The following is a 12,591-nucleotide window of genomic DNA, read 5'->3' as shown; positions in this document are numbered from 1 at the left end:
CCCAACTGACCAGGCCGGGGCAGCGGCTGATCAGATGCCTCATGACTCCGGCGGGCAAGGTAGCGAGCGGCTGGCAGTGGGAAAGCGGGCGTAACTACCTGCTAGACTTTCGACGCCAGATCTGGCATACTATACCTTGACCGCTGACAGATAGATAGAGAACTGCGAGGGAAGCGTGATCCCCGCCAGCAGGTCCAGACCTGCAGCGAGGTCGCCTCAGCTCAGGTCTGGAGCATGGTCCTCGTTTTCAGTTCAGTGTGCTGCTCAACTTAGAGCAAGGCAGACAGATCACAACGAAAGGCGTTGAAGGGGAGAGTACGCGTACAGCGGGCAGGAGGGGAAGCGCTCTGTCGCAGCAGGCGGCAGAGTCTGGGCAGAGAGAAAAGGCCAGTGGCTGCGAGCCTTTTCACCAGTCCGTCACGCGGAAGTTCACCCCGGAGCTGGCTGCTGAAGGAGTCGGCTACCGGCCCAAAAGAGAGCAGACAAGCCGACCCTGGTAGGCAGCCCCGGCCCGTCCCCGTTAGCGGACGAACCGAGTGGGATTGCTGGATGCTCAGGCCCAGCCTGGGCTACCCGATTTGGGGTCCTGGCCCGTTTGCTGGGGTCCGCCAAGCAATCCAAGACGGGTGGTACCGCGGAGTCATGCAGCACGGCGGGCCTGCTCCTCTCGGCCATCATATGCAGCGCCCCTTACATGAAAAAATATACAGCAGCGATAGAACGAGGCGCTGTGGCACGACGTAAGGGTGAGAGGAGAACGCCGACGTGATAGGTCAGCGCGACTGGTAAGACCGGCAAGCTTCGTCCCAGTTGACGAATGTGCCGGTTTTTTTGATTCTGCCCGGCTCTCTACCGCGAGCCTGAGCGGAGCTTCACCTGGGGCCGCCCTGCCCTGCCGCCTGGTCCTAACAACTGACAATTAATGGTGCGAGTCGGCGCGGCTAGCGTCAGACCGTAGAGGGCGCTGCGCCTGTTGACAGCCAGCAGACGGCTAGGCAGGAGCGGGCATCCGGCAAGCCTGCCCTTGCCGGGGAAGGAAGCCTCTTCCCCCGCTGACCATAGGCTGCGCGGTGCTCTTGTCATGTCTCTTGAGAGAGAAGGATGGACGGCTATGATTGAACAGCTTGATGCGTTGTTGGCTCAGCTCGATGCCTTGCAGGAGCGGGCGCTCCGCGAGCTAGAGAACATCGCTCACTCGGCGGAGCTGGAAGACTGGGATGTTCGCTATCTAGGACGCCATCGCGGCGAGCTGAAGAATTTCTCTGCCCTCATTCCGAAACTGGGTAAGGCGGAGCGCCCGGTCATCGGTCAGAAGATCAATGCTGTTAAGGAGAAACTCGAAAGCGCTCTGGAGGCCCGTCGTCAGGAGCTGCGTGAGCGTGAATTGCGGGAGACTCTGGAGCGCGAGCGGCTCGATGTGACTTTGCCAGGTCGGGCCTTGCCTGCGGGCCATATGCACCCTATCTCTCGTACCATTCTGGAAGTAGCGCGCATCTTTACACGGATGGGCTTCCAGGTCTTGCAGGGACCCGAGATTGAAACCGACTACTATAACTTCCAGGCCCTCAATATCCCGGCAGATCACCCCGCGCGCGATATGCAAGATACTTTCTGGATTGTCCCCGGGGAGATCCTGCTGCGTACTCAAACCTCGCCGATGCAGATTCGTGTCATGCAGGCAACGCGTCCACCCGTGCGTGTGATCGTGCCCGGCAAGGTCTTCCGTCACGAGGCCATCGATGCCTCCCACGAAGCGATGTTTCACCAGATCGAGGGCCTGCTGGTCGATGAGCAGTGTACGATGGCCGATCTCAAAGGCAGTCTGGCCCGCTTTGCACGCGAGATGTTCGGCGAGGAGCGCCGGGTCCGTTTTCGCGGTAGTTACTTCCCTTTCACGGAACCTAGCGCCGAGGTCGATATCGACTGCATTCTCTGTAAGGGCAGCGGCTGTCGCCTCTGCAAGTATAGCGGCTGGCTGGAGATCCTTGGTTCCGGCATGGTGCATCCGCGCGTCCTGCGCGAAGTGGGCTACGATCCTCGCAAATACCGCGGCTATGCCTTCGGCATGGGCGTTGAGCGTATTGCCATGCTGAAGTACGCTATTGGTGAGATCCGTCTCTTCTCAGGCAATGACTTGCGCTTCCTGCGTCAGTTCTAATTAAGGATGCTCAAAGCACAAATAGAGCGTCCGGCTATAGGGGATAAAACTTGTGCAGAGAGCAAAGAGAATGCTTCTCTTGTGATGTAAGGGAAAAAAGCCGACAGTGATAGATTTGAAAGGCAGGAAGGAATTTGTGAGGAGTCAGCAGCGATGAGAGTGCCACTGAGCTGGCTGAAGGAATATGTTGAGATCACCCAGTCGCCGGAGGAGCTGGCCTACACGCTCACAATGGCCGGGCTGGAAGTGGAGGCGCTGGAATACATTGGGGCTAACTGGGGAGACCGTATTATCACGGCTCAAATCACGCATCTTGAGAAGGTGCCTGGTTCGGATCATCTGAGCTACACGCGTATCAATACAGGGAGCGCAGAGCTTGGAGTGATCTGTGGCGCCCCTAACATCAAAGAAGGAGACAAAGTGCCGCTGGCCCTGCCGGGGGCTCGCATTGGCGATCTCACGATTGGTGTGGCGCGCAAGATGGGCTATGTCTCTGAGGGCATGCTCTGCTCGCCGCGCGAACTGGGCCTAGGCAGCGACCACTCGGGCATTTACATTCTCGACCCGGCGACGCCGTTGGGCGTCAAACTGTCCGATCTGCTCTCCGATGTCGTCTTAGAATTTGCCATCAAGGCCCATCGGGGCGATCTCTCCTCAGTCATTGGAATTGCGCGCGAAGTGGCGGCCTTGACTCACAAGCCCCTGCGCTTGCCCGAGCCACGTTTCAGTGAGCAGGGTATCCCGGCGCCAGAGCTAGTCAAGGTCACAGTCGAGGATACGGATCTCTGTCCGCGTTATAGTGCGCGAGTCATTAGCGGCGTCAGGATTGGCCCCTCGCCCGATTGGATGGCGCGGCGTCTGCTGATGGCTGGCATGCGACCGATCAACCTTATTGTTGACATCACGAACTATGTTATGCTCGAAGTGGGTCAGCCGCTGCATGCCTTTGACTACGACCTGGTGCGTGAGCGGCAGATCATTGTCCGGCGGGCCCATGATGGCGAAGAGATTACCACCCTCGATGGCGTGCGGCGTCGTCTGCGCGGCGATATGCTCCTGATTACTGACCCCCAGGGGCCGACGGCCATCGCTGGTGTCATGGGATCAGCGATCAGTGAGGTTAACGAAGGAACCACACGCATCCTGCTTGAATCCGCCAATTTCAAGCCGGCCAGCATCCGGCGGACAGCGGTAGCCCTGGGCCTGCGTACTGAGTCCTCCAGTCGCTTTGAGAAGGGCCTTGATCCCGAGCTAACTATCTTCGGGGCCAACCGGGCGGCGCAGCTAATGGCCGAGCTGGCTGGTGGCCAGGTGCATCCGGGCATCGTCGATGTCTATCCTCGCCCCGTAGAGCCGCGTACCATTCTCTTCTCGCCCTCCGAGGTCGAGTGGCTGACGGGCATGAAGGTCACATCGCGCCAGGTGCACGATGCTCTGAGTGCTCTTGAGTTCAAAGTCGAGGAAGTTTCGGCGGCGGCTGATGCTGCTGGAGGTGAACAACTGCTGCGCGTCACGGTGCCGACCTTCCGCGGCGACATCGAGGAGGGGGCTGATCTAGTGGAGGAAGTGCTGCGCATGGTTGGCTATGATCAGCTACCAGCTACCGTCCCCGAAGGGCCATTGCCTGAGCCGCAGAGCGACCACTGGTTTGAGCGTGAGTATGAGATTCGTGAGATCCTCATTGGTCTTGGCCTGCATGAGATTCTGACCTATGCGATGACCAGTCGCCAGCGCATGCTCAATCTGCTCGCAGAGGTCAATGCCCGTACAGCTCAGGTATTACTGCAGAAGCCGGCGGATGCTGGTCAAACAGGCTGGGTCATTGCTGGTGAGAAGGCGCAGGCAAGCTCTGCGGGTGGCACTGTGCTAGACGATGATGGCCAGCCTTTCGATGCCCGTTCCCTGCCGGCAGTTACTATTACCAACCCGCTGAGCACCGAGTTGGAGTGTATGCGCCTAACGCTGCTAAGCGGGCTGATGGAGACGTTGCAGGAGAATAGCAAGCGCAATCGGGCCGGTCTGCGTCTTTTCGAGATTGGGCGGCGCTATCTGCCACGCGCAGCGGGTGAGCTGCCCGAGGAGCGGCGCTGTGTCGGTATCGCTCTCTGTGGACCAGCGGCCATCTCCTGGGTGCCAGAACTGGCGCGCCCGGCAGATTTCTATGATCTGAAGGGCATAGTTGAAACCCTGCTTGAACGCTTGCATATCAAGCGCTATCGCTTCACGGCTGCCCAACATCCGACTTTCCATCCTGGACGCTGCGCTGTACTGGAGATAGCGCGACCCGAGGCGGATGGTGATGAGCATTTCACGCCGATTGGCTTCCTGGGAGAGGTCCATCCGCTAGTGCAGCAGCGCTACGATTTGCCCCAGCGTGCCTATCTGTGTGAGTTGGATTTGGAGGTTCTCTACGCTGCGGTTCCTGAGCGCCTGAGCTATGCGCCCATCTCGCGTCATCAGGAACTGACGCGCGATCTGGCAGTGGTAGTTGATCAGCAAGTGCCAGCGCGCGCGGTACAAGAGGCAATCGAGCGCCATGGCGGCGAGCTGCTGCGAACGGTGGCCCTCTTTGATGTCTATACCGGGGCTCCGATCCCTTCAGGCAAGAAGAGTCTAACCTATACATTGCTCTACCAGGCTCAGGATCGCACTCTTACGGATGCCGAAGCCAATGCGTTGCAGGAGCGCATCGTTGAGGCCCTGCGCCAGGAATTCGGGGCGACTCTCCGCAGTTAGCGCCCTGGGGGAGCGGGTTGCGCCCGCCTTAGGCGCCAGGCGACAGAAGAAAGCTCCTTCCTTTTCCGCTTCACCAGGGACTGGGCGGGTGAGCAACCAGCGGCCAGCGCCTCCGCTGGAGCATACCCGCCCAGCTTTTTGAGCTGACTCTGTCGACAGGCTGTCGGCCCTCCCCTCGGCTTGGCAAAGCCTGCCTGGCGGCTCTGCCAGCCCTTTGGCCGCGCTGCGGACGATCAGATCGGCCATGTCCCCTACCCATCTCTTCCCTCTGGCAATCCTTTGCTAAAGGTGATATAGTAAGTAGCCGTGGCTGACCATTTTTCCGGCTGCACCTGACTCAATGAAAGGGGCCTGGCCAGCATCAGCTAAAAGGCGGCTGCTGCTCGCCTTGATGCTTCTGATCGCTCCTGGTGCACGTGCTGGAGAGCTGACAGGCAAGCGCCGGTGTCAAACGCTATATTGGCACACTAAGCACCGATGCGGTGGCAGGCGTGAAGAGGATAAAAAGATGGTATGGGGAATAAGTGGGCTGTAGGCAGGAGATGGCTATCCAGAGCCTGAGCGGCAAGCCCCCACGGTGCCCTGGGCATACGCGAGAGTGGCGCGCGTGGGTAGCAAGCAAACAAAAGCGGACGTGGGCGCAGAACGGTGGCTTTTGGCCGGTGGGGGTTTCGTTCATGCGTTGAGTACCGGCAAGGCTGGGGAGAATAGCGTAAGTTTACTACTATGAGTCAGTGTTTGCGTTGCGGCAAGCCATGCGCGGCAAATGCCAGCTTGTGTGAGGAATGCCGGACACGCCCTTTGCAGAGGGGACACCTCCCTGGCAGGGGCGCAGAACGCGAGCGGAGTGGTATGGCTGCGACTTCTGGTACCGGAAGCGATGCGACTGCCGGTATAGAGGAGGAAGCTGAGCCACCGCATCGGCAACGTCGGACTGATCCCGAGGCGCAGGTACCCATCCAGCAGGGGCCAGTGACCCCGCCGCCGGAGGTTCCGCCTGATCTCCTACTTCCACAGGTGTCGCTACCTGCAGGGGACAGGGAGGCCCTGAGTGACCCCGCCCTAGAAATGAGCGAGGCGGCAGAGTTCATTAGCGAGAGTGATCCAGGCGCGCTGCGCTTGCCACGTCCTTCGCGTCTGACTCCTCTGGCTGAGCCTGACCTTGCTTCCCTCGACATTCAGCGTCAGAATACTCCGCGTGCAACATCGCAGCCGCCGCAGTTTCAGGCTCAGAAAGCGGGCGACTCTTCTCAGTCTGCGCAAGAAGAACAGACCGTAGCCCCTGCCAGCAGTGGTTGGGCGGCCCGTAGTGAGCCTGGCGCCCTGGAAGACCTGCAGCAGCGTTTACCCGATCTCTGGCCCTGGATTCAGGATGCCGATGAGGATGAGGGAGATGCCATCTGGCTGCAGCGCACCGATCCTCTCCTGTCGCGTCGTCTTCCCACCAGTGCTGAAGCCGCCGCTATTGAGGCAGAAGATAGCAGGCGCGCTCAAGCCGCTGCCTTGACCACCAGCCCCCTATCTGCTCAGCCGCAGAACCGGCAGAGCCAAGAGCAGCGCCGTTCGCTCTCCTGGCTGACGCTCTATCCGAAGCGCCTGCGTGCTCTCTTCCTGGCCTTCCTGATCATCGCTCTCTTAGCTCTACTAGGCGATAGCTTCATGGTGCTCTTGATCATCACGCGCCATCAGCCGACGCCCGTTGTAGCTGGTGGTCCCCCGCGTCTGACCCTGACGCCGAATGTGGTTGCGATTGGTCAGCGTGTCAAGCTGGCATTAGAACGCTTCTCGCCTTCGAGCCAGGTACTCTTAAGCCACGATCTACAAGAGCCAATTCCCGTGGGGCAGCAAGGTTCCTCACTCGTGCAGGTTAACAGTGTCGGCAGTCTTGTTCTGACGGTGCAGATTGATGCAAGCTGGGGGCCGGGCCTCCACCTGGTCGAAGCTGAAGATGTAACAACGCGCTATACAGCAAGTGCTACACTGCAGGTAGCCGGCCAGGGCCTGACACGTCCGCCCCATCTAGTCATTGATAGCGCCAGTCCCCTGCTCATGGGCGAGGACTACCAAGGAGCCAATACCATTCTGCCTTTGACGCTGCGCAATTCGGGTGGTGGAATCATTAACTGGCAAGGCAGTAGCAATCAGCCCTGGTTACTGCTCTCTCCCTCACAGGGTCTCTTCAGCGGCAGTCAGACTGTCTGGGTGGCGGTACAGCGCGCCCATCTGAAGCCTGGTGACTACACTGGCCTGCTGACCTTCACCTCTGACGTGGGAGGTCAGCAGACCATTCAAGTCAAGATGGTCGTACGTCCCCTACCCGCTAACCCTGGACCGCTCTTGCAGGTGGTGCCAGCCGCGCTCTCCTTTATTGCCACTGATGGAGGAGCAACACCGGCCCCCCAGACACTGACGATCAGCAACCCGGGAAATAAGCCCTTGGTCTGGCAGCTTAGTAGCAGTACCTCGCTGACAGCTCCGGATCAGACGCCCTATGCTCGTGCCCTGGGACCCCTGGCCGATTGGCTCTCAGTCGGCCAGCGGAGCGGAACAGTGATCCCCGGCTCTGCTCAAAGCCTGACCGTCGCCGTTCAAAGCCAGAGTCTGCTGCCAGGAGTGTATATAGCGCTGCTGAGCTTTGCTTCTCCGCAGGGAGTGCTGGATAGCCCGCAAAGCGTCGTGGTATCGCTGACTATTCTCCCACGCTGCGGGATCATGGTGAATGCCTCGAGCCTCAGCTTTACTACTGTAGCCGGGCGCAGTAACCCACCCAACCAGGCCATCACTCTGAGTGAGCGGGCCGGCTGCCTGGATGATCTGGGTTGGCAGGCCAGCAGTGATGCTCCGTGGGTAAGCGTGACACCGAGCAATGGTGAGCTACATGGTGCTGGCAGTGTGGTGATTGCCATTGGCGTCAATGCCCTTGGCCTCGGCCCGGGTCGCTATAAGAGCTTAATCACGTTTACCGCTGGTCACAGCTCGCAGACGCTGCCTGTGCTTTTAGTGGTCCAGCCAGTGCCTTCTCCCCAGGAACCTGTGATGAGCGTGACGCCGCTCAGCCTCAACTTCAGCGCCATCCAGGGGCGAAATACACCCCCTCAGACGGTTGTCATTACCAATACTGGTGGCAGTACCCTCTACTGGCAGACGCAGGCCACGCCCCTCACAGGCGAATGGCTCTCCGTTAGCCCGGCCAGGGGCAGCATTCCCCCTGGCAGCAGCGGCCAGATTCTGATTGCAGTAAACACCAGTGGGCTGACGGCTGGTACCTATAGCGGCCAGATCCTGCTAGCGGGCCAGGGAAGCGATGGAAAAGGAGCTGCCGGCGCGCCGCAAATGCTGCAGGTCACCTTGCAGGTCCTGCCGCCCTGCACCTTAGGTCAGCCGTCGATGCACTCCGTGGCCTTTAGCACCATTGCTGGAGGAGGCGACCCGGCCCCCCAAGCGGTCACCCTGGAGGTCTCCGGTACCTGCAGTTGGCCTTTGAGCTGGAGCACCAGCCTGATCACACCTGCCTCCTGGCTCAGACTGAGCGACTCCAGCACCAGCCTGGTCAATGGCCAGACAGCCAGCATCACCCTGGCTGTGAACAGTGCCGGCCTGGCTGTGGGGAGCTACAGCACACAGGTCCTTGTACGGGTTCTCGACAGCACTGGCGCCCCTATTGCCGGTAGTCCGCAGCACTTCAGCGTCACGCTGACGGTCCTGCCTCCTTGCGTCTTCCAGGTAGGCACCTCTAGCCTCTTCTTCACTGCTGTTCAAGGCCAGGGAACCTCTCTCTCACAGGCCATCCCCTTCAGCAGCAATGGTACCTGTCGCTATCCAATCACAGTCTCAGCCACAGCCGACCCGGGCAACGCCTGGCTTGCCGTCAGCAGCGGGAGCGATAATGGCAGCGGTGGCAGTCTGCAGGTCTCAGTTAATCCTGCGGGCCTGGCTCCCGGAGTCTATAATGGCCAAATCACCATTACAGCCAGCAGCAGCGGTGGCATTCAGAATAACACCCAGATTGTACCGGTGCGCCTCACCATCACTGGCTACACCATCACCGGCAGTGTCCAGGCCTGCGCCGATAGTACCTGTAGCAGCGCTGCGCCGCTAGCGGGCGCCAGTGTGACCCTCTATGCCGGCACAACCCAGATTGCTAGTACGACCTGCGATAACATGGGGAATTACAGCTTTAACAACGTGCCCCTGGGGAGCTATATGCTCACGGCCAGCGGCAGCGATAGCCAGGGCAAGCAATACAGCGGCTCCGCTGCAGTCACCGTCACTGGCAATCAAACAGTCATAATCAACGCCTTGCCAAACAGCTAAGAGGGCTGCACAGCTTCTCAGCCAGTAGCAGGCTGATCCACTGGGCCTCTAGAGTGTCTACCCATAGAAGACTAACCGCAAGCTCACTCGCGGCGTCCCAGGGTGGCGCTGTCTAGCCAGATCGTGACCGGGCCATCGTTGGCCAGCTCGACCAGCATGTGGGCGCCAAAAATTCCGCTGCCGACGGGCACACCATAGCTGCGGACCATATCCTCAAAAGCGCGAATCAGTGGCTCAGCCTGCGCCGGCGGAGCGGCTTCCGTGAAGCTAGGTCGCCGTCCTTTGCGGGCATCCGCATAGAGAGTAAACTGCGAAACAACCAGCACCTCGCCACGACTTTCCAGCAGCGAGCGATTCATCTTGCCCGCCTCATCCTCAAAGATGCGCAGGTGGACAATCTTCTCCGCCAGCGTCTTAGCCTCGGCTTCACCATCGCCCTGGGCCACTCCCAGCAGCACCAGCAAACCGGGTCCGATTTCTGCTACTACCTCATCTGCGACACGCACTCGGGCGTAGCTCACACGTTGCAGTAGCGCTCTCATAATCCTCCTAAACTTCTTCTTTGCTTAGTATCTTGGGCTTTCACCCCACCGTAGAGAGAGTGAAATGGCTAAGGAGCATTAGGAGCCTGGGGATGTTCTGCCACCTCCACTAAGGAACTTGGGCGGGAGCAGGATAAACCGTCACGCTGGTGATCGCCACCGTCGCCGCTGGGGATGAGCTACCATTACTGACAAAGAGCGCGATCATGCCGCTGGAATATGAGTTATCGGTCACACTGGCGATCAAATGGCCGTTCACCCCCAAGACAATGCGATTGCCCTTGATGATCACTGTCACCTCGTTCTGCTGACCTAAAGGTTTAATAGCGCTGTTTTTGGAAATACCCGACAAGATCTGGACGCGGGTATTGCCGTCAAGGCCAGTCACCTCTTTCGAAATCGCATAGGTAGCATCCCCGAAGATGTCCACACGGTAATCGTTGGCCAGTTGATCATCGCCGCGCATATAAATGCCCATACTATCGTTGCCATCGCCGCTCTCCAGCGCCATATCGACCGTAATCTGGAAATCACTGAAGGTCTCCTCCACTGGTAAAGGAGCCACCAGAATACGGTGATTACGATCGGTCATGGTCAGGGCGTGATTAGCGATGGTCTTACTGAAGCCGGGGCCGCCCGTAGTATCCCAACCCTTGCTATTATCGGCGAAATCATCGCTAAACAGCGGCGTCACAGCGGGCCGCGCCTGGACAAAGACATCGGGCGAGGGGTTAGGACTAGCCGCCACGCGGCTGCGGCTACTGGCTGGGGCGGGCCGATGCTGGAGGCTGATAAAGACCGCCAGCGCGCTGCCGATCAGCATCAGGGCCAGGATGCTACCGGTGATCAAGACCAGGAACGGGAGCTGTCGGCGACGAGACACCGGCTCCCTCCCTGGCGGCAACCCTCCTGACCAGACGCTAGCAGGCCTGTCAGACTGCAACGACTGATCAGGCTCAGAGCGAGTTGAGGTACTGACTGATCTGGGCGTCTTCGGCTCCAGCAAAGGGGAGGAGACCACATACGTACCACAGTTGCTGCAGAAAAGCTCATAAGGCCCGAGGTGCCTGCCACAGATGGGGCAGAGACGATCAGAGTTGGTGGTGTCCATGAGGGCAAAGCCTTTCTAGCCCGCCGGGGCTGCAAGCGAGAAGCACGACAACGCTACAAGAGACAGGCAGCGCCTCAGTCTATCACGCCAGTCTTGCCTGCCTGACTAGCTGGTCTCCTGGCTCTTGTCCCGAGAGACTCACTAGCAGGCGACCATCGTGGCTAGCTCGCGGACGAGCGGGGAAAGGAGCTGAGCCAGCGCAGCCATACGGCTATGGACAGGCCAACAAGGCACGAAGCCCCAACGAAGCAAGCCTTCAGCCATTCTCATGGGAGCCAGCGCCGGAATGAGCGGTTGGCACAGCGGCAGCAACCGCGACAGCAACCGCAATAGCCAGGCCCTGCAGATCAGCGATGCTCACATCGAGGGCGCTGAGACCAAGCTCCTCGGCCCGTCGACGAGCGCGACCATAGAGGCGGACAGAAGGGCGTCCGCTGCGCAATTGGACGATCTCCATCTCGCGCCAGGCCACACCGCGCAGACCCGTGCCCAGAGCTTTACTGATCGCCTCCTTGGCAGCAAAACGTCCCGCCAGGCGGGCAGGTTTAGGCTCTGGCAGAGGCGACACACCGCTGAGAGCGCGGCGACCGCGGCACTGCAACACCTCGGTATCCGTAAAGACCCGCTGGAGAAAGCGCTCACCGTGCCGGGCATAGGCGCGAGCCACACGCGCCACCTCAATGATGTCGATGCCCACAGCCACATTGACCCCGTGTGGTGGCAAAAGAGGGGCTGGAAGGGCGGCCAAGCCCCCTGAACCAAAGAGCCAGGCAGGTGGCGGCACATCAAGCCGGCTCACCAAAGGTGTGAATAACAGCGGGGCTGCTGTCCCCTCATCTGGAAGCGGACCAAAAGCAGGCCACCCGGCCTCGTCGTCAGCGATGCTCATCACTCTCACCGATCAGTGTCCGCTCACGCGCAGGCGGCGGCGTTGTACTATCGCTGGCAGGCAAGACCGTCGCGGCTGGCCCCGTGCCCCGTCCAATACCGCGGTAAGTGAAGCCCAGGCTGACCATCTCGCGCGGCTCATAAATATTGCGTCCATCGATCAACACCGGACGACGCATCAGATTGCGAATCTGTACCATGTCAAGAGATTTAAATTCATTCCAGTCGGTAACGATGATAATAGCATCGGCCTGCTCAGCCACCTCATAGGCGCTCGAGCAGAAGGTTACCAGATCGAGACGGATACCCTCGCGCTCCATAGCCTGGCGTGCCGTCTCGCGGGCCACCGGATCGTAGGCGCGGACTAAAGCCCCCTGGCCAGTGATCCAGCGAATAATGTCCAGAGAAGGGGCCTCGCGCATATCATCAGTATTAGCCTTGAAGGCCAGACCCAAGATGCCAATGGTTGTATTGCGCAGGGAGCCTAAGATCGAGACCAGCTTATCTACCACCAGGCGCCGCTGATCCTGGTTGATCTCCATCACAGCATGCAGCAACTGAGGATGTAGCCCAGCCTCATCGGCCATATGAGCTAAGGCCCGGACATCCTTCGGAAAGCAAGAGCCTCCGTAACCGAGGCCGGCATCGAGAAAGGCGCGCCCGATGCGCTTATCGTAGCCCATTCCCACGGCCACCTCTTTCACATCGGCTCCCAGGCGCTCACAGATCTGAGCGATCTCATTAATGAACGAAATCTTTGTCGCCAGGAAAGCGTTAGAGGCGTACTTAATCATCTCTGCCGTGTAGATATCGGTCATAATAATGGGCGCGCGCAGTGGGAG

7 protein-coding genes are annotated in these 12,591 nt (G+C 59.6%); 3 read left to right on the top strand and 4 right to left on the bottom strand.

The genetic code is table 11. The features are described 5' to 3' along the window. Positions 1 to 1,111 precede the first annotated feature (1,111 nt). The 3 genes from IRZ24_RS09780 to IRZ24_RS09770 all read left to right on the top strand — a co-directional run bounded on the left by IRZ24_RS09780 (position 1,112) and on the right by IRZ24_RS09770 (position 9,208). Positions 1,112 to 2,158, top strand: coding sequence for a phenylalanine--tRNA ligase subunit alpha (locus tag IRZ24_RS09780; protein ID WP_297163234.1), 1,047 nt, complete (start codon positions 1,112 to 1,114; stop codon positions 2,156 to 2,158). A gap of 153 nt (positions 2,159 to 2,311) precedes the next feature. Further along, positions 2,312 to 4,894 carry a phenylalanine--tRNA ligase subunit beta gene (pheT, locus tag IRZ24_RS09775; RefSeq protein WP_297163231.1) on the top strand — a complete coding sequence of 861 codons (2,583 nt, stop codon included), beginning with the start codon at positions 2,312 to 2,314 and terminating at the stop codon, positions 4,892 to 4,894. A gap of 852 nt (positions 4,895 to 5,746) precedes the next feature. Next, on the top strand, positions 5,747 to 9,208 hold the full coding sequence (locus IRZ24_RS09770; RefSeq protein ID WP_297163228.1) for a carboxypeptidase regulatory-like domain-containing protein: 3,462 nt from the start codon (positions 5,747 to 5,749) through the stop codon (positions 9,206 to 9,208). 83 nt (positions 9,209 to 9,291) lie between these two features. On the opposite strand, the gene dtd is transcribed toward IRZ24_RS09770, so the two are convergent. The 4 genes from dtd to IRZ24_RS09750 all read right to left on the bottom strand — a co-directional run. Next, positions 9,292 to 9,750: a D-aminoacyl-tRNA deacylase gene (dtd, locus tag IRZ24_RS09765; protein ID WP_297163225.1), complete on the bottom strand. Its 459-nt coding sequence runs from the start codon at positions 9,748 to 9,750 to the stop codon at positions 9,292 to 9,294. Positions 9,751 to 9,859: 109 nt separating this feature from the next. After that, positions 9,860 to 10,633 carry a family 16 glycoside hydrolase gene (locus IRZ24_RS09760; protein WP_297163223.1) on the bottom strand — a complete coding sequence of 258 codons (774 nt, stop codon included), beginning with the start codon at positions 10,631 to 10,633 and terminating at the stop codon, positions 9,860 to 9,862. Between the two features lie 484 nt (positions 10,634 to 11,117). Beyond that, positions 11,118 to 11,750, bottom strand: coding sequence for a holo-ACP synthase (gene acpS / locus IRZ24_RS09755; protein ID WP_297163220.1), 633 nt, complete (start codon positions 11,748 to 11,750; stop codon positions 11,118 to 11,120). Next, on the bottom strand, positions 11,737 to 12,591 hold an 855-nt coding region (locus tag IRZ24_RS09750; protein ID WP_297163217.1), incomplete at its 5' end, for a nucleotide sugar dehydrogenase. The genes acpS and IRZ24_RS09750, both read right to left, overlap by 14 nt.

Source organism: Thermogemmatispora sp. (assembly GCF_019683755.1).
In the GTDB taxonomy this organism is placed as follows: Bacteria; Chloroflexota; Ktedonobacteria; order Ktedonobacterales; family Ktedonobacteraceae; genus Thermogemmatispora.
This window is presented reverse-complemented; position numbering and strand designations above follow the sequence as displayed.